Source organism: Vibrio iocasae (assembly GCF_042245395.1).
Taxonomy (GTDB): domain Bacteria; phylum Pseudomonadota; class Gammaproteobacteria; order Enterobacterales; family Vibrionaceae; genus Vibrio; species Vibrio iocasae.
Genome location: NZ_CP145310.1, coordinates 404,061 through 421,641, shown reverse-complemented (window position 1 = coordinate 421,641; position 17,581 = coordinate 404,061). Strand labels below are relative to the sequence as shown.

Below are 17,581 nucleotides of genomic sequence, written 5' to 3'. Positions count from 1 at the left end.
AAGTCAGAAAGCCCTTCAATCTGTTCTTAAGACAACTCATCTCATTTTTAGCTGGTTGTATAATTCAGCATTTCATCACGCACTTTCAGATAGCTGCCTGACGCTTTCACGATGTTGTATCCAACGCACAACCAGTTGAACATGAACACAGCACCCAAAACTCGTGTCAGCTCTGGCTCAACAAACGATACGACAACGGAAGCTAAAACCAGAATATACAACCAAAACTGTACTTTACCCTGAGTTCTGCTGACTAAACTGTAGTGGTCTGGTAGCAGCATCATGGAAGCCGGGTTCTTCATCGCAACCGACTGAAGATGAAGACTTATTAGGAATGGGACTATCTTCAGTATCATGCCCTGAATAATACCCAGAATAAATCCACATCCAATGACCAGTGCCATCAGGATTTCTGCTTTCGAGCGCCATTCTCCAGACAAGAAAGGCAGCGCAATCAACAAGGCACAGCCGATAACTAAACAGGTAAATGCAACCTGCCAGTAGGAAATCACCACATCCGGCAATTTACGTTTTCGTTGACTAATACGGTTTAGACCAAGCAGTGCATACAAGATTGCAACAAAGGCATTGAGACTGCCCACATGCTTAAACTCCGTACCTGCCAGAGTATCTGCGATAATTAACCAAAGCCCGACAAGCGTGGCTACCACAAGTCCAACTTGACAGTATCGCGGAAAAACCGGCGTAACATGGAACATAGGAATGACCTGAAAACTCACCGCCATTACCAGCAACATTATCCAGCCAAATAACGCAGTACCTGCATGCAGGTTAGTCAGACTCTTTCCTGTGGTTACCTGCCAGCCCCACAGGTAGCCCGATAGCAGCATCAAGCCGGCAAACATAACGATACCAAGGGCGGTAATCGCCAGAAGAATGGGTAACCGGGTCTGCTCTCCACTCGCCTGAACAATGAGTACTTTGAGTAATGAAAACAAAAAGTAACCAAGACTTAACCCTAGCAGAATAAAACCATAGTCAAAACTCACCAGCCCAATGAACGCTGCACAAAGAAAAAGCGCACCAGACGCAAAGGTCAGATGCAAAATTGTCAATCGGGTACCGGTTATCGGGATAGGTGCGCCACACAGCACCGGCATCACCTGAAATAGGGAGCCAATCATAACCATGCCCATCACACCAAGTGCAACAAGATGAGTAATAGCCAGAGTAGATGGCATCCAGCGAGTCAGCCAGAGGTTAGATCCCTGTTCAATCAGCAGCAAGGAAGCCAAAATAGCGAACAACGGTGCGGTAAGATAAAACCGAAAAGGTGAATCAATACTAGGGATGGACTCAAAATTAAGCCCTGTCATTCTCATTATTTTATATCCCGTACGAATTGTTCTGCATCTTTATCTGCGCTAAGCCAAAACCACATATGATGATCATCAGCCTGGAGTTCCTGATGAAAATATTTGTACTTTGACTCGAGCATCTCAAATAGCGGAACGGGTTTACGTCGATGCGTAACATGCAATACTTTACCCAGCTCAAGTTGCTCTAACTTCTCGCATATTTCTCGCATGGGTTGAGGGGGCTCTAATGTACTGACATCGAGTTCGATGACGGTAACCATTTAAAGCTAACCTCTTTCTTTGCTTTGCATCTTGGCAACCACTTCTTCATTGTTATGAAGGTGATTGTCCGACATCGGATACAGAATCTGCTCTTCTTTCATATTGTGCTGTTGAATAAGAATCATCAGACTCTCAACAATGCCCATGGCTTTGTCGGTGTTCTTGTCGTTCACCGCCACATTCATCTGTTCCATTAACGCACGAGCCTGAGCATGTTCCTGACGCATAACCATCGTCGGTCCGCCAGTCATACCAGTTTGAGCCTCGAACTCAGGAAACAGAATCTCTTCCTCTAACTGAAAATGGTGCAAAGTCTCCTGTTCGAACTCTGTCCAGGAAGCTGCAAAATCATCCCAGTTTCCAGCAGCCAGTTTCCCTTCTGCGTCAATGAGCAGTTCATCGCACGTTTTATGATGTTGGGTCATAAACCCTTGGATTGAAGACATAGGTCTCTCGCTTAATTACATTATAATTATTAATAGTAATAACAACATACGGTAAAATATATACCTTTAAAGTCGTATATTGATGTTTTCCGTCACATCATGCTTATTTCGAATAAAAGTCGGTACAAAAGATCCGGAAGATAGGCGATTAATGCCGCACCGTAGTACAGTCCAACTGCACCAATCACAATCTTTGTTGTAGAGAATAGATAGCTCATATTTTTTACCCTTGTAATTACCAATAATTTTCAGATGAGAAGTGCCCTTGTTTTCGCCTAAGGTGCTTTTGATACCCCATGTTTTTTAAGGTATCCGCCGTGTCCTTAACCATCTCAGGATTTCCACAGAGGTAGAGAAAACTCTCATTCGGATTGAGGGTGGTGCAGGCTGTTTGTTCGAGCATTCCGGTTTTAAGCAGCAACGGGATTCTTCCAGATAGACTTCCGGGATCCTGTTCTCGAGATACAATTGGTACATAAATCAGTTTTCCTGGGTAACGTTGGCTGAGTGTTTGAATACGTTCCTGATAGACAAGATCTTTTTGATATCTGACTCCGTGACAAAGCACCAAATGATTGAATCGTGACCCGACTTTCGTGTCCTCTAACATCGACAAAAAAGGTCCTATTGCCGTCCCGGTTGAAAGCATCCACAGGTCCCGTGCATACAGCGGTATTTCACTTAGCGTCATAAATCCCGCGGCTTCTTTTCCCACGTATACTTGCTCACCTGCCTTAAGTTGGTGCAACAATGGGGATAAGCGTCCATCTTCACTGGTGACAATAAGAAACTCTAGCAGTCCGTACTCTTCGTACTGGCGTGGATGATTGACGATTGAGTACGCCCGACGAACAAACTCTCCTGTTTCGTCATAGAGCGCTAGTTTAGTAAACTGTCCGGCTTGGAAATTCACACCTTCAACTTTGATAACCAGAGAGAATAGTTCGCCTGACCAGTCAGTACGCTCAACGACTTCAGCAGAGACAAAACCTAATAAGCTATTCACCATCAGCACCTCCTGTCTTAATCTGAGTGCTTTATACAGCAAACTTATAAGAGCACGAATCATGCCCGTTCTCTTTATTGTTAATTATCAATAGCCTATATTATCCACACTAATTTTGTTGTTAAAATGACAATGACTTTACTTTCTTAATAGGATAAATTTATTGTCAGTTATACAAAATAATGCATGGTGAAATTATGGTTGCTCAGGTTGGACGTGAATGGGTACAAGTCGCTCAGGACATCACTTCTGGTATTTCTGCTCAGGACAGATTTGACAGGTTACTTCTTACCATTCGAACCACTCTAAACTGTGATGCTACGGCTCTGCTTCTTTTTAGAGATCAGCAATTTGTACCTTTAGCCATTGATGGGTTGAGTAAAGATGTGATGGGTAGACGCTTCTCTGTCGAACAACACCCCAGGCTTGAAGCCATCGCCAGAGCCGGCGATATTGTTCGGTTTCCTTCCGACAGTGACCTTCCAGACCCTTATGACGGGCTCATTCCAAACCACGATGACGAACTAAAAGTTCATTCATGCATCGGTCTGCCATTGATGCAGGAAGACCGCCTAATCGGAGCGGTTACCATAGATGCATTCGATCCAACGGGTTTTGATGAGTTCGAAAACGATGATCTTCGGATTATTAGCGCCCTTGCCGCAAGCAGTCTGAATACAGCCCTGCTGATGGAGAAGCTGGAACGCGCTGTCGGAATCGAAACAGGGACAGCCAAGCGAGCACCTCACCTGAGCCAGAGTGCTGAGATTATTGGTCAGTCTCAATCAATGGAGGAACTAAAAAATCACATCAACGCCGTAGCCGATACCGATTTATCAGTGCTTATTATGGGTGAAACTGGTGTGGGTAAAGAACTTGTCGCCAATGCAATTCATGCTCACTCCTCCAGAAACAAAGAACCTTTGGTTTACCTTAACTGCGCGGCTCTTCCAGAATCCGTAGCTGAAAGTGAGCTATTTGGTCATGTGAAAGGATCGTTTACCGGAGCCATCAGCAACCGAAAAGGTAAGTTTGAGCTTGCTGATAACGGGACTCTTTTTCTGGATGAAATTGGAGAGTTGTCTCTTTCTTTACAAGCAAAACTTCTCAGAGCACTTCAGTATGGTGATATACAGCGTGTCGGTGATGACCGAAATATCAAAGTCAATGTGCGCATCATCGCAGCAACAAACCGAATTATGCACGAAGAAGTCACCAAGGGAACGTTCCGCGCTGACTTGTACCACCGACTCAGCGTATTCCCTTTGTTTGTTCCTCCGTTGAGAGCGCGAGAAAAAGATCCCGTGCTATTAGCTGGCTTTTTCGCCGAACGTTGCGCCCACAAGTTGGGAGTAACCAGTATCAGCCTTGCTCCGGGAACGCTGGCCACGATTCAAAGTTATACCTGGCCCGGAAACGTTCGTGAGCTGGAGCATGCAATCAATCGTGCCTCTGTCATCGCCAGAGCCAACAATCAGAGCGACCAACTGACGTTAATTCCTTCTCACTTTAACTTATCGACAAATGGTTCAGCCAATCTGACGGAACAAAACCAAAGTGTCCCACTTGAACTAGAACAGGACTTTTCCTCTTTCAAAGAACTGGGATTAAAAGAGGCGATGGATCAGTTCCAAACCCAGCTTGTTCAAAAGGTTTATCTGGAAAATGATAAAAAACTGAGCGCTACGGCAAAGCAACTAAAAGTGAATCCCGGAAATCTACATCGGTTAATGAAACGATTGAAGCTAAAGGGTGACTCCGAAAAGTAATGACGAGCAGAGCTTAGAACTTTCCAGAGGGATACCGTGTGAAAGACTTACACAACCTGATTGAACTAAAAATCGGAACACCCTGTAAATCCGTAGTATTAACAGGAGAAGAAGATCAAGGTAAATATGCCATTCCACATCGGCATAGTTACTTTGAGTTTGTCTGGTGTTTAGATAATCACGGCTCTCAGGTCATCGATTTTCAAAAATATGAGAACAAGAAAGGCAGAATTTTCGCTCTGACACCAGGACAGGTGCACGAAACCGCGCCTGATTGCGGGCGGACAAACATGCTCATTTTTTCCACCGACTTTGTCGACAAGCGATACCGCAAGCAGGCCTTACTAGACAAGTTTTTCTCAATACAGGCAAATCGTTCACCTTATATCGACACGACTGATGACGCTTATCCATATCTGGATGCTCAATTCCAGCTGATTCATGAAGAAACCAACCGAGAAAAGCCAAACTGGGATCTGATAGAGTCGTTAACCATCAGCTTTCTGTTTTACGTTGCCCGTTATTCAACGCTGGACGATGTGGTCAGAAACCAGCGAGACTCGCGTGTCTCTGAACTTCTTTCTTTGATAGAAGATAATTATAAAACTCAAAAGCGATGCGATTTCTACTCAAATAAGCTTTCACTCACTAATAAGCGCATAAATGAACTTACCCGAGCGGCTATGGGCAAAACCGTCACCACGTTAATTCACGAGCGAATCATCCTTGAAGCTAATAGAGATTTGATCTTCACGACTAAGTCAGTAAAGAACATCGCGTTAGAGTTAGGGTTCAGTGACCCTTCCTATTTTGGACGCTTTTACGCGAATCATACTGGCTACTCGCCACTGTCCCTTAGGAACGCGACGTTCAAATAGTGCCATATTATAGTCAGAATCTCCCTTTAATCGATGACTCTAAGTGTCGATAATGCCAACCAATCTGTTAATTGGTATTACTTAGAGCGAGTTCATGTCTATTAATCTGTCCACCGATCCTGTCAGAAAATCTTTTGTTCAGTACCTGCTTCCTGCACTAACTGGGATGGTGATTAAGTCCCTGTTTATTATGGGTGACGCCTGGTTTATCGGGCAAGGTGTTGGTCCCCAGGGACTTGGTGCCATGTCTCTGGCTATTCCTGCCTTTTCGTTTTTCTCTGCACTTGCCATGATGATTGGTATCGGTGGGGCGGCGCTGATGTCTATCGAGTTTGGTAAAGGAAACACAAAAATTGGTCAGACTTTATTTAGTCAGGCCATGTTAATGACTTTCCTCATTACCGGTTTCTTCGTAATCGTATTCCTTATCTGGCTCGAAGAAATCATTGGCTGGATGGGTGCTAGCGGGCATATGGCCGATCTGACCCATGAATATCTGTCTGTGTTACTTAAGTTTTACGTGTTGTACTCATTGTGCTGGGTCATGTCTTCATTCGTCCGAAACGACACTAACCCTAAACTGACAATGTATGCGATGTCAGCAGGTGCCATTGTGAACCTGATTCTGGACTACGTCTTTGTAATGGAGTTTGGTTGGGGGATGAAAGGTGCGGCTTTAGCAACTGGTCTGGCTCAAATTTCAATTGCGCTTATTCTGATTACTCATTTCGTATATAAAAAAGGTGTCCTAGAACTGAATCTGAATGGCGTTGGTCTGAGTCATAGCAAAGGCATTTTGAAAATAGGTATGCCTGTGTTTTTTATCGAAGTGACATCAGCAATGACCATTATCCTGTTCAACTATGTCCTACTGCGCCAATTCGGTGAAGATTACATCATCGCTTATGGTCTGACTTCCGGTATTGGTGTATTTGCTATGTTTGTTATCGTTGGTATCACTCAGGCTTGCCAGCCAATCATCAGTTTTAACCATGGTGCGAATCGCATTGAAAAAGTTAGGGAAATTTTGAACATTGGCCTTAAAGCTTCCATTGGTAGCGGTATCGCTTTCTTACTGGTCGTTAGTGTGACTTCGGAGATGATCGCTTCAGTATATCTTTCAGGTTCAGAGCAACTGGTCGAACTGTCGGCAATAGCCCTACTCTACTTCTTCTTCTCCGTACCGTTTATGGGGTTCAATATGGTGGTGGCGAATTTGTTTCAGGCAATCGCGAAACCTGCTCAGGCAAGCATCATTTCATTGGCTAGGGGTTTTGTATTCGTCGTATTGGGGATCTTGTTATTACCAATTATCATGCCTGTTAACGGCATTTGGCTTAGCATCTTTTTTGCAGAATTACTGACTGCAGGGATTAGCGCAGTTATGTTGCTTTCCTTTATCAAGCAACAAAATATGCAGTTGAAAATGGCTTAACTACCTAGGTCTAAATTAAGTTAAGCCATCTAGTCCTCTAGTTCTGATTGCGCTTCTCTAACCCTGATTGCGCTTCTCTAATTCTGTTTGCGCTTTGCTAGCGCATTCAGCATATCTTTTGTCACTAAGGTAATACCCTTTTCTGATACACGAAAACCATTGGCTATGTCTTGCTCCCTGTCATAGCCAATGGTCAGCCCTTCAGGTATCCGGCACTCAGCATCGACAATAACCCGACGCAGCTTTGCATGCTCCCCAATATCGCATCCACGCATCAACACCGAATACTCAATCAGACTGTGAGAGTGGGTATGTACTCGTGAATACAGTAGAGATTTACGAATCGTAGAACCTGAAATAATACAACCACTTGAAACGGTAGAATCCAGAGCGGTTCCACGACGGAAATCATTATCGAATATAAACTTGGCGGGAGGCAGTTGCTCCTGATAGGTCATCATAGGCCAGGTCTTATCGTATAAATCCAACTGAGGTTCTGGCTCCACTAACTCCATGTTTGCTTCCCAAAACGAGTCCAGCGTACCCACATCACGCCAGTAAGGCTTTTTGCTGCTGTCCGGGTCGGTAAAAGCAAATGCGAAGATGTTGTGAGAGCTGATAACAGACGGGATGATGTCATTGCCAAAGTCATGACTTGACGCCTCATTAATACAATCCTTCTCCAGTTGCTCAAAAAGGAACTCTATATCAAAAACATAGTTCCCCATTGAAGCAAGGCAATACCCCGGTTTACCAGGTAGCTCTTTCGGTTCATCCGGTTTTTCATCAAATGCCTGAACGCGGTTGTTTTCGTCAACAGCCATCACACCAAATGCGCCACGCGCTTCATCCACGGAAGTTTCCACACAACAGACCGTCATGTCCGCATTATTGGCAACATGCTGCGCGATAAGAGTACCGTAGTCCATCCGATAGACATGGTCACCGGACAGAATCAAAACGTATTTAGCGCCTGTCTTTCGGATAATATCCAGATTTTGTCTGACGGCGTCTGCCGTTCCGGCGTACCAGTCATCACCATGGCGTTGAGATGCGGGAAGTATCTCTACGAATTCCGACAGATCTGCCCGAAAATGTCCCCATCCCCGGTTAATATGACGAATCAGTGAGTGCGATTTATATTGTGTCGCGACTCCAACCCGGCAGACACCCGAGTTAAAGCAGTTCGATAGTGGAAAATCGATGATCCGGTATTTGCCACCGAAATAGACAGCAGGCTTAGCCCGCCATTGGGTAAGTTCATGAAGCCGGCTTCCCCGACCACCAGCCAGAATAACTGCGTAGGTATTTTTGGTGAGATTACTTATATGTCGATCATAGGCATGAGGCATTTTAAGTGTCCCTGTGTATTTATTAAGTCCATTACCCCATAAACATAGTTGATATTTTGGTGCATGCGATTTGACTTTAGTCGACCTGATCAAAATTTCAGCACCAAACCTACAATCAATATGACAACAATGCTCATTTTGACAAATCAACAACACAATCATTATGACAACAATCCAGAGTCAACTCTTAAATATCAATCACTTAAAATCTGGCACGCCAATTGTAATAAGCCATGCACGAGCCAACGCAATAAATAACAAATGAAAGGATCAGAGCATGGTTAAACAAAAGTACTCGCTGATAGCACTGGTGATCGTCTGCATCACCTCTTTCGCTATCCTTCTTAGCCTGGGGAGCGAAATCTATCGACAAGCACCACCCATTCCAGAAGTGGTGAAATCTGAAAGCGGTGAGGTCATTTTCATTAAAAATGACATTCAGGATGGTCAGCTAGTATGGCGTACTATGGGTGGTCACCAATTAGGTTCAATTTGGGGGCATGGCTCATATGTTGCGCCTGACTGGACCGCCGACTGGGTTCACCGTGAATCCGAACTTTGGCTTGAAATTGCTGCGAAAACCCAGTTTTCTCAACCTCTTTCGCAACTTTCTGAAGCCGATAGGGCCAAACTTGAAAGCCTGCTACGCAGTGATATCCGACCGAATGGATATAACAAAGAATCAGGCGAGCTAATCATCTCAGACATGCGTTCTGAAGCGATCAAGCAACTTCAGAGCTACTACACCAACCTGTTTGGAGACAACCCAGAGTTTCAGCCAACTCGTGAAGATTATGCGATGAAGGAAAACACCATCGCTCTTGAAGAAAACCGCGATAAGCTTTCGGCATTCTTCTTTTGGGGTGCATGGGCAGCCGTGACAGAGCGTCCTGGAGAAAACTACACTTACACAAACAACTGGCCTTTCGATCCTGTCGTTGGTAACACACCGACATCTGACAATATTGTCTGGTCAATTCTGAGTGTTGTTGTTCTGATTGCCGGTGTCGGTGCTTTAGCCTGGTATCACGCGACGCTGAAGGAGCATCCGTTACCTTCACTTCCAAAGCAAGATCCGCTATTTGGTATCAAACCAACTGCATCACAAAAAGCTCTTAGCAAGTACTTTATTACCGCTGTGGGTCTGTTCTTACTTCAGGTTTTCCTTGGAGGTATCACCGCTCACTATGCAGTTGAAGGACAAGAGTTCTACGGTATCCCTCTGGCTGAAATACTTCCATATTCTGTTACCCGTACCTGGCACACGCAACTGGCGGTGTTCTGGATTGCGACAGCCTGGTTAGGCACAGGTTTATACATTGCTCCTGCACTGTCAGGACATGAACCTAAGTTCCAGCGACTGGGTGTTAACGTACTTTGGGTTGCGCTTGTCATTGTGGTCCTTGGCTCCATGGCTGGTGAATGGATGGCAGTGCAACAGTACTTTGATATCAACTTGAGTTACTGGATAGGACATCAGGGTCAGGAGTACATTGATCTTGGCCGTATCTGGCAAATCCTGTTGCTTGTTGGCCTTCTGATTTGGTTAGCACTGGTCACTGCAGCTATCAAACCAGCACTATCAAAAGACAGCGAAATGAAGTCTGTCGTATGGGTACTATACGCGTCTTGTGTTGCTATCGGTCTGTTCTATGGTGCAGGTCTGTTCCAGGGCAAGCACACTAACCTTGCCATTGCAGAATACTGGCGTTGGTGGGTCGTTCACCTATGGGTAGAAGGCTTCTTCGAGACGTTTGCGACATCGGTAATCGCGCTCATGTTTGTCCGTCTTGGCCTGATTAGAGCCCAATCAGCAAACAGTGCGGTATTATTCGCAACCGTTGTATTCCTGACAGGTGGGTTGATTGGTACACTGCACCACTTGTACTTCACTGGTACACCAACATCCGTTATTGCCTGGGGTTCTGTATTCTCTGCTCTGGAAGTGGTTCCACTTGCGCTTATCGGATTTGAAGCTGTTGAAACATACAGAATGCAAAAGAGCACGCAGTGGATGGTTCGCTATAAGTGGGCAATCATGTTCTTCGTTGCAACCGCATTTTGGAACTTAGTTGGTGCAGGTATCCTTGGTTTCCTTATCAACCCGCCAGTCGCTCTGTACTTTATTCAGGGTCTGAACACAACCGCTACTCACGCTCATGGTGCCTTTATGGGTGTATACGGAATGCTGGGTATTGGTCTGATGTTAACGTGTATGCGCGGTCTGGTGAGCGAATCTGCAAACTGGGACGACAAACTGCTTAAGTGGACATTCTGGTCTATGAACCTGGGCTTGTTAGGCATGATCTTTATGTCACTATTACCTGTCGGTATCGTTCAGTTCTTCGCTGTTATCGAACACGGTTACTGGTACGCACGTTCACCAGAAGTCATTCACAGTGACCTTGTTGAAATGTTGGTATGGCTCCGAGTTCCTGGTGATATCGTATTTGGTATCGGTGGCCTGATGCTCGCGGCATTCTTTGCCAAGCTTCTGCTTTCTCCTACTCGCAAAACCAGCGGTAAAGCAGCAACGGCTTCTTAATTTTAAGTAAATCAAAGCCCGGCAACCAATAATAGGAAACCGGGCTTCATCATTCTAAGAAGGGTTAAGTTGATGACAATGTATCTGGAGTTAAAGCAGTTCCATGTACTCACTGTACTCATTAGTATTTCTCTCTATCTTTTTCGTTTTTTCCGCTACTACCGTTTTGAAATAGCTAAGCTGCAACCTACATGGTTTAAACACCTGCCTCACCTCAACGATACCTTGTTGCTATCGAGTGGTATTGCACTTATCTCGGTAACCGGCTTTACCCCATTTACCGATGCGGCTCCATGGCTAACATTCAAACTATGTGGGGTTTTCTTTTATATTTTTTGTGGCTTCCTGGCGATGAGGAAAAAGGCGAGCATCAAAAGCCGCTACTTCTATTTTTCGGCCTCAATTGGTTGGCTGGTTTTTATCGTGACATTGGCTATTGGCAAGAATACTGCTTTACTGTTCTAGCAAATAAGATACTTCTACAGGGTAATAGCGAATTATGTCTAACCAGATATAATCGACAGCCATCATTACATTGGATCAGCATTTCATTAAGCCAACAGCATGAGTGTTAAACCCGATCGCATAACTGCAATGCGCAGCATCATTGAGCAAGCAAAACAAGAGCTACCTTTGTACGAGGAAGATACTTTTGTATGTGGGACCGAAAACAATTGCATTGGGTGCCCGAAGAAGTTGATGGAACTGGTGGATTCAGAACTGTCGTATTGGGAGAACTCGATAAATAGAGGGATATCACCTAACTTCGATGATATCCGACGCTTTGGAAAGTTATGTACCAATGTCAGACGTGGCCTGGTAAGAAACAATATCCTTTGATCTAAATAAGCACTTTTACATCCATCTTCATTCCAAGTGCTTCCTCTCCAAATCCCCCGGTGAAATCCAGATGAACTTTATCCCAGGGACTCACTCCAATGCCTACGGTAAACATATCATCTACGGTTTGCTCCATATCGGACTGATAACCAAGGCGCAGATGCAGCCAGTTTGAAGGGCTATACTCAGCTCCTAATCTTACAAACTGGGTTTCATCCTCTATATGAGAAAAGTGCTTCTGCTCGTTCAGGTCAATATCTGCCGTGACCACATAATTGCTTCCAAGATAGGCACCACCTAATGTCGCTTGCGGATTCAGGTCGTAATAACCACCGTCTCTCAGTCCAAGCCTTTTCTTTGCTATGTCTTTAACCGCTATACCTGCTTGCCAATGGCCTCGTTTCCACGCGGCACCAATATCCATATTAAATCCGTACTCGCTAAAATCCAGATCATCGCCACTGGGTTCATCATTACCATCGCTCAGGAGCTCGTAGATTGCCAAAGCCTGAAACTTTGGAGAGATACCAAAGGAAACGCTTGAGCCTTTCAGGTCGAATGATCGTGAGAAAGTGACACCATAATCGGCCACTATTACTCCGTTCAGAAATCTGTCGGAACTGTCTACTCTCTCATAGGTGTCTGCTGCACTATCAGTTTTATATTCACCGGACGTTGAGCTATATATATTCGTCATCCGCCCCTGCATAAAAAAACTCATTGGCAAAGAAGAGTTAGGTATCGCAAGAACAACAGCAGCGTTTGTGTTAACCACGCCATGAGCTTTTCCATCGACAGAATCAAGATCCCGGTTTACCTGCTCAATCCACTGAGAAGTTATGTTTTGTGGTGAATCTTCATATAAATCACCAAATGTATCGATGTTCTCCAGGCTGGTTAAACGCTCTTCATTGCCGATAAAACTTCTATCTCCGGTAAACATCAAGCCGATAGAATTGTGCGATGAAGATGCCGATAGTAACGCAGGATTGTATAGAGAAGCGGACATATAGTCTGCGCTTGCTACACCTGCGTTTCCCATTGCAGCGCTTCGCGCATCCGATGCAGAACTGGTTGGCGGTATCAATGCTGCGCAAATACATACGCCTTGTTTAACTCTTATGTTCACGACTCAAATCCATCTATTGATAAGAAAGAAAATAGTGCCTACCATCAGCGATTCGTTCCTGAACAGACATCATAGTTCGCAAGGCATGCCTGTTAAGTTTTTGAAAGAAAGTCAGAAATGGGTCAGCTCTGGTAAACAGTTATAGTTAATCTGAATGATTTTTCATTTGCAGCCGGTCTTAAAGTCTATTAGTTTTAGGCAAGATACCGCCAATAACCCAATACAAAAGGCAAGCTATGAGAGTTTCCGTCAAGTCGCTAAAAGAGTACCCATTGTTCCTCAAACCATTTTTCTGGAGTCAAAAACAAAGGTACGGTGAAGTCCTGATGCCCGGATTAGTCTGGGGACGTGTGCCAAAGCTGTTCTCGACCGTGGCGTTACTCTATGGAGCACTCGACAGAAAAAGTTCTCCCCTTTCACCTTCACTACGTTCACTCGTAACCGTCCGGGTTTCTCAGATCAACTGGTGTGAATTCTGCGTAGACATCAACTCTATGACACTGGCAAATCGTGCAGGGTCTATGGATAAAGTAGAGGCGTTGGATAATTGGAAAGAAAGCGACCTGTTCGATGAGAAAGAACGCGCGGTGCTTGCTTATACTGAAGCTGTGACATACTCAGATCAGCAAGTCACTGACGAGATTATGGCTGAGGTGAAAAAGCACTTCGATGACGATGGCGTGGTAGAACTGACCGGGTTAATTGCGTTTCAAAACCTTTCAAGTAAGTTCAATGCCGCACTCGACGTACCTGCTCAGGGGTTTTGTAAAATACCAACGCCAAAGAACCCTGAATAAGCCTTCGAAAAAAAATAGACCAGCACTCAGGTGCTGGTTACATCCCCACCAGTTATTGTTGCACAGCAACAACAGTCTTTGAACTTAAAGCCTATATATCAACACTAAGCAATTTCTTAATATACCTCCATCGCAGCGATTGGCGTTGCTCAACAGGAGATTATTATGAAAAAGTTAGTTGTGATTACAGGTGCAAGTTCAGGTATTGGTGAAGCTATTGCTCGTCGTCTTAGTGATGCAGGCCACCCACTTCTTCTTCTGGCACGCCGTATCGACCGTCTTGAAGCACTTGATTTGCCAAACACTCTTTGTGAAAAAGTAGACGTAACTGACAAAGCATCATTTGAAGCGGCTATCGCAAAAGCAGAAAAAGCTTACGGCCCAACAGACTGCATCGTTAACAACGCTGGCGTTATGCTGCTAAGCCCACTGGATGTACAAGACGCTGCTGAATGGAAAACCATGTTCGATGTAAACGTGATTGGTTTGATGAACGGCATGAGCGCAGTGCTTGCTCCGATGAAAGAGCGTCAGTCTGGTACCATCATCAACATCAGCTCGGTAGCAGGACGCAAGACTTTCCCAAGCCATGCGGCATACTGTGGTACTAAGTTTGCTGTACACGCTATCTCTGAAAATGTACGTGAAGAAGTGGCTGACTCGAATGTTCGAGTAACAACTATCGCACCAGGTGCCGTAGAGACTGAACTACTTTCTCATACGACTTCTGATGATATCATCAATGGTTACGAAGAGTGGAAAGGCTCAATGGGTGGTGCATTGGTCGCTGACGATATCGCTCGCGCTGTTGAGTATGCATACCAGCAACCTCAAGGTGTTTGTATCCGCGAAGTAGTTATCGCTGCAACTCGCCAACAGCCTTAATTAAAAGGTTCGGCCCTTATTGCAGAAAGCCTCACATCTTTTTAGTTACTATATGTAATCGATGATGTGAGGCTTTTGTTCTATAGAGATAGAGGAATCAAACACTAAAGTATCTTAAACTGGAATTTAGCTGATCGGCGTTATCTACCAACGCCTGACTTTGACCAGCAACCCCAGTTGCAGCTTCTCTCACTTCATGGGCCGATTGACTGATAAGAACGATATTTTCGTTAATCTCATTGGATACCGCATGCTGCTCCTCAGAAGATGAGGCTATTTGGGTCACCATGTCATTCGCCTGACTCAGTATCTCTATCATAGAGATAAGCTCGTTACGTGTGTGTTCTGATTTAGAAACACATTCACGAACCTTTTCCCTGCTAGAGCCTACCGCACTTGAAGCATTCTCAGCGCTAGACGTTAACTTTGTAATTGAATCCTGAATTTGCTCTGTCGAGCTATTGGTATTAGTTGCCAGCATTCTGACTTCATCAGCAACAACAGCAAAACCTCTTCCATACTCTCCTGCTCGTGCCGCTTCAATTGCCGCATTGAGCGCTAGTAGATTGGTTTGTTCAGAAATCCCCTTAATGACATCAATCACTTCAGCTATGGCCAACACTCCCGCATTCAGTTCTTCAACCAAATCTGATGTCTTCGCCATTTGGTTATCCGCATCCTCAATACTCCGCACCATCACTTCCATATCTTTACTACTACGGTCAGCAAGCTCAGAGACAGATTCCGTTGTTGTAGATGCGTGTCCGGCATTTCGGGATACTTCCGCATTTGCCGTACTCATCTGGTTCATTGCTGTAGCCAGAAGTTCCAATTGGGTGTGTTGCGAGTTAGTACTTTGCGCTGTCTGTTCACTTGATGAGGCGATACTGCTGACAAGATCAACCGATTGATGAGCTGACTCACTAGCCAGTACCAGAGCGGATTGCAGCCTTTCCAACATCTGATTCATATCACGGCTAATATCACCAATTTCGTCTTTACGTTTTGTATTGAAGCGTATGGTCATATCCCCATCTGAAATCAGATGAACTTTATTTAACAGGTACTCAATAGGGTTAACGATATTTCTGCCAATGATAAAACTGACTGTTGCCAGCAATAACATGCCGATAAATATAGCAACGGCTGTTTTTACCACATTAGAAATAAAGGCCTGATTAATATCGGAAACTAAAATTCCCGAGCCAATAATCCAGTTCCACTCTTTGACATAATAGACATAAGAAACTTTTTCCAGAAGCTCACCATCGGGCGACTTCCACGCATAATCAAGAAAGCCTTTTTGCTCTGGTGTACGACTGATTCTGGCCATTTCCTGCCAATGGAACTTTCCATTTCCATCCTGAAAGCCAGTTGCATCTTTACCAATTAAGTTGGGTTTGATCGGGTGCATCAACACTTCAAGGTTCGGCGTTGTCACCCAGAAGTAGTTCTTCTCATCGTATCGAAGAGCGCTGAGAGCCTTGAGGGCACGCTCTTTGGCGGTCATACCTTCAACTTCTGTCTGAAGGTTCCGATAATAATTAACCAAAGCAACAGTTTGCTCAACCTGAGACTCTAACTTAGCCTTACGTTCAACAAGCGCATTTCTCCTCTGCTCCATCAAACCATAGAGGGCAATTGCTGTAATAATGATGGACGATATAAAAACAAGTAGATGTAACTTCCGTTTAATTGATAGATTACCTAACCAAGCCATAACGTATCCCTAGCGTATATTTATTTTTATGCACATTAATAAACTATGTACTTTTTAAGCATTTACTTATAAACATTACCTTTATAAGCCATGCATATATAAACATAGAACATACATTAAAAAATAAAATGGAAATACCCAAAATCTAGGCTATGAATATAGTAATCTGAGACATCAATCCTGATGTCTCGATATTAATACAGTTGCTTAATACTCGCTTGGTTAAATAATCACCATTCGACCTGAGTATATTCCGTCAGCTTTTGCCAGACTCGTTCGGCTGCCGGATGCAATTTCGTTTGTGAACGGTAAGCATAGATCTCTGCAATCATTGAGTTGTCAGGTTCATCTAGTACCACCAGTTGTCCTGCTGCTAGCTGGTCATGAATGGAATGTTCTGGCAACCAACCTATCCCTTCACCACGGATAATCAAAGCTTTTACTAACTCTGTCATAGACGAAGAGAAAATCGGTTTCAGCGCATACTGGTTACTCACCTCTCGCGTAAGCCGTCCCATGAAACTGCGCGTCGAATGCATAACCCAGGGGGTAATTTTATCTTTTGATAGTTGGTACTTGGGTTTTCCTTTGTCATCTAACCCGGTAACGCAAAAGAGTTTCGACTCACCAAGCTTGTGCGAAATATAAGGCTGATAGTGCAATTGAGTGTTTTTGTAACTCATCACAAGGTCGCACGCGCCTTCCTGCAACATGTCTACCGCATCATCGATATCCAAAGCCCTTACATCTAAGATGATTTCTCGTTCTTCTGTAAAAAGGTTCAAAGGAATTCTCGGTAGGATGTCCGTGGCAATAGAGTGTCCGGCCACCAGACTGACTTTTTGATTGCCCAATACAGACAGATCATTCAACCGCTCCAGATCGTACTCCAGTTGAGTCACTAAACTTCTGGCACTCGTTCGGAATGCTTTTCCGTTTTCGGTCAGAGCAATCGGGGTTTTCTCTCGATCAAATAACTGACAACCAACCGCATTTTCCAGCGCCTGAATGCGCCGACTGAATGCAGACTGCGTGACATTTCTCTCAATGGCCGCTTTTGAGAAGTTACGCAGTTCCGCCAACTTTAAAAAATCCAACAACCATTTTGTTTCTATATTAGTCACGTAGTTTTCCTTTTCTGCCCACAATGAGTATAGAAGTATTCACGACCCTATAGC

17 protein-coding genes are annotated in these 17,581 nt (G+C 44.5%); 8 read left to right on the top strand and 9 right to left on the bottom strand.

Annotated features, from left to right (window positions below; genetic code table 11):
* Positions 1-47: 47 nt before the first annotated feature.
* The 5 genes from SNR28_RS01915 to SNR28_RS01895 all read right to left on the bottom strand — a co-directional run bounded on the left by SNR28_RS01915 (position 48) and on the right by SNR28_RS01895 (position 3,056).
* Positions 48-1,343 (bottom strand): hypothetical protein, encoded by a 1,296-nt coding sequence (locus tag SNR28_RS01915; RefSeq protein WP_375749335.1) that lies wholly within the window; start codon positions 1,341-1,343, stop codon positions 48-50.
* Entirely contained in the window at positions 1,343-1,600 is a 258-nt protein-coding gene (locus SNR28_RS01910; RefSeq protein ID WP_375749334.1) for a DUF2249 domain-containing protein, read from the bottom strand. The genes SNR28_RS01915 and SNR28_RS01910 overlap by 1 nt, the downstream gene beginning before the upstream one ends.
* Positions 1,601-1,606: 6 nt before the next feature.
* Entirely contained in the window at positions 1,607-2,047 is a 441-nt protein-coding gene (locus tag SNR28_RS01905) for a hemerythrin domain-containing protein (RefSeq protein ID WP_375749333.1), read from the bottom strand.
* A gap of 92 nt (positions 2,048-2,139) precedes the next feature.
* Complete coding sequence (locus tag SNR28_RS01900; protein ID WP_375749332.1) at positions 2,140-2,265, bottom strand: hypothetical protein; 126 nt, start codon at positions 2,263-2,265, stop codon at positions 2,140-2,142.
* A 17-nt stretch (positions 2,266-2,282) separates the two neighbouring features.
* A complete protein-coding gene (locus SNR28_RS01895; RefSeq protein WP_375749331.1) occupies positions 2,283-3,056 on the bottom strand; it encodes a ferredoxin--NADP reductase in 774 nt (257 codons plus the stop codon).
* A gap of 194 nt (positions 3,057-3,250) precedes the next feature.
* On the opposite strand from SNR28_RS01895, the gene norR reads away from it, so the two are divergent.
* The 3 genes from norR to SNR28_RS01880 all read left to right on the top strand — a co-directional run bounded on the left by norR (position 3,251) and on the right by SNR28_RS01880 (position 7,135).
* A complete protein-coding gene (norR, locus tag SNR28_RS01890) occupies positions 3,251-4,822 on the top strand; it encodes a nitric oxide reductase transcriptional regulator NorR (protein ID WP_375749330.1) in 1,572 nt (523 codons plus the stop codon).
* 38 nt (positions 4,823-4,860) lie between these two features.
* Entirely contained in the window at positions 4,861-5,700 is an 840-nt protein-coding gene (locus SNR28_RS01885; protein WP_375749329.1) for a helix-turn-helix transcriptional regulator, read from the top strand.
* 94 nt (positions 5,701-5,794) lie between these two features.
* Positions 5,795-7,135 carry an MATE family efflux transporter gene (locus SNR28_RS01880; protein ID WP_375749328.1) on the top strand — a complete coding sequence of 447 codons (1,341 nt, stop codon included), beginning with the start codon at positions 5,795-5,797 and terminating at the stop codon, positions 7,133-7,135.
* 77 nt (positions 7,136-7,212) lie between these two features.
* Here the strand turns inward: SNR28_RS01880 and glgC are convergent, their stop codons facing one another.
* The gene (glgC, locus tag SNR28_RS01875; protein WP_375749327.1) at positions 7,213-8,487 is read right to left on the bottom strand and encodes a glucose-1-phosphate adenylyltransferase; all 1,275 of its coding nucleotides are present in this window, start codon (positions 8,485-8,487) and stop codon (positions 7,213-7,215) included.
* A gap of 277 nt (positions 8,488-8,764) precedes the next feature.
* On the opposite strand from glgC, the gene SNR28_RS01870 reads away from it, so the two are divergent.
* The 3 genes from SNR28_RS01870 (at position 8,765) to SNR28_RS01860 (ending at position 11,872) form a co-directional block, all read left to right on the top strand.
* Complete coding sequence (locus SNR28_RS01870) at positions 8,765-11,032, top strand: nitric-oxide reductase large subunit (RefSeq protein WP_375749326.1); 2,268 nt, start codon at positions 8,765-8,767, stop codon at positions 11,030-11,032.
* Positions 11,033-11,104: 72 nt separating this feature from the next.
* The gene (locus SNR28_RS01865; RefSeq protein WP_375749325.1) at positions 11,105-11,497 is read left to right on the top strand and encodes a SirB2 family protein; all 393 of its coding nucleotides are present in this window, start codon (positions 11,105-11,107) and stop codon (positions 11,495-11,497) included.
* A gap of 99 nt (positions 11,498-11,596) precedes the next feature.
* Positions 11,597-11,872, top strand: coding sequence for a hypothetical protein (locus SNR28_RS01860; RefSeq protein WP_375749324.1), 276 nt, complete (start codon positions 11,597-11,599; stop codon positions 11,870-11,872).
* A gap of 1 nt (position 11,873) precedes the next feature.
* Here SNR28_RS01860 and traF read toward each other — a convergent pair whose 3' ends face one another.
* Positions 11,874-13,001, bottom strand: coding sequence for a conjugal transfer protein TraF (traF, locus tag SNR28_RS01855; protein ID WP_375749323.1), 1,128 nt, complete (start codon positions 12,999-13,001; stop codon positions 11,874-11,876).
* A 236-nt stretch (positions 13,002-13,237) separates the two neighbouring features.
* Between traF and SNR28_RS01850 the strand changes: the two genes are divergently transcribed.
* Both SNR28_RS01850 and SNR28_RS01845 read left to right on the top strand, forming a co-directional pair.
* On the top strand, positions 13,238-13,798 hold the full coding sequence (locus SNR28_RS01850; RefSeq protein ID WP_375749322.1) for a carboxymuconolactone decarboxylase family protein: 561 nt from the start codon (positions 13,238-13,240) through the stop codon (positions 13,796-13,798).
* A 165-nt stretch (positions 13,799-13,963) separates the two neighbouring features.
* Positions 13,964-14,683 (top strand): SDR family oxidoreductase, encoded by a 720-nt coding sequence (locus SNR28_RS01845; RefSeq protein WP_375749321.1) that lies wholly within the window; start codon positions 13,964-13,966, stop codon positions 14,681-14,683.
* A gap of 97 nt (positions 14,684-14,780) precedes the next feature.
* Here SNR28_RS01845 and SNR28_RS01840 read toward each other — a convergent pair whose 3' ends face one another.
* On the bottom strand, positions 14,781-16,403 hold the full coding sequence (locus SNR28_RS01840; protein WP_375749320.1) for a methyl-accepting chemotaxis protein: 1,623 nt from the start codon (positions 16,401-16,403) through the stop codon (positions 14,781-14,783).
* Between the two features lie 230 nt (positions 16,404-16,633).
* The gene (locus SNR28_RS01835; RefSeq protein ID WP_375749319.1) at positions 16,634-17,527 is read right to left on the bottom strand and encodes a LysR substrate-binding domain-containing protein; all 894 of its coding nucleotides are present in this window, start codon (positions 17,525-17,527) and stop codon (positions 16,634-16,636) included.
* Positions 17,528-17,581 lie beyond the last annotated feature (54 nt).

Coding starts and splice junctions, on each gene's coding strand:
- SNR28_RS01865 (WP_375749325.1), top strand. CDS start 11,105: ATGACAATGTATCTGGAGTTAAAGCAGTTCCATGTACTCACTGTACTC.
- SNR28_RS01895 (WP_375749331.1), bottom strand. CDS start 3,056: ATGGTGAATAGCTTATTAGGTTTTGTCTCTGCTGAAGTCGTTGAGCGT.
- SNR28_RS01900 (WP_375749332.1), bottom strand. CDS start 2,265: ATGAGCTATCTATTCTCTACAACAAAGATTGTGATTGGTGCAGTTGGA.
- SNR28_RS01880 (WP_375749328.1), top strand. CDS start 5,795: ATGTCTATTAATCTGTCCACCGATCCTGTCAGAAAATCTTTTGTTCAG.
- SNR28_RS01860 (WP_375749324.1), top strand. CDS start 11,597: ATGAGTGTTAAACCCGATCGCATAACTGCAATGCGCAGCATCATTGAG.
- glgC (WP_375749327.1), bottom strand. CDS start 8,487: ATGCCTCATGCCTATGATCGACATATAAGTAATCTCACCAAAAATACC.
- SNR28_RS01915 (WP_375749335.1), bottom strand. CDS start 1,343: ATGAGAATGACAGGGCTTAATTTTGAGTCCATCCCTAGTATTGATTCA.
- SNR28_RS01850 (WP_375749322.1), top strand. CDS start 13,238: ATGAGAGTTTCCGTCAAGTCGCTAAAAGAGTACCCATTGTTCCTCAAA.
- norR (WP_375749330.1), top strand. CDS start 3,251: ATGGTTGCTCAGGTTGGACGTGAATGGGTACAAGTCGCTCAGGACATC.
- SNR28_RS01840 (WP_375749320.1), bottom strand. CDS start 16,403: ATGGCTTGGTTAGGTAATCTATCAATTAAACGGAAGTTACATCTACTT.
- SNR28_RS01905 (WP_375749333.1), bottom strand. CDS start 2,047: ATGTCTTCAATCCAAGGGTTTATGACCCAACATCATAAAACGTGCGAT.
- SNR28_RS01870 (WP_375749326.1), top strand. CDS start 8,765: ATGGTTAAACAAAAGTACTCGCTGATAGCACTGGTGATCGTCTGCATC.
- SNR28_RS01845 (WP_375749321.1), top strand. CDS start 13,964: ATGAAAAAGTTAGTTGTGATTACAGGTGCAAGTTCAGGTATTGGTGAA.
- SNR28_RS01910 (WP_375749334.1), bottom strand. CDS start 1,600: ATGGTTACCGTCATCGAACTCGATGTCAGTACATTAGAGCCCCCTCAA.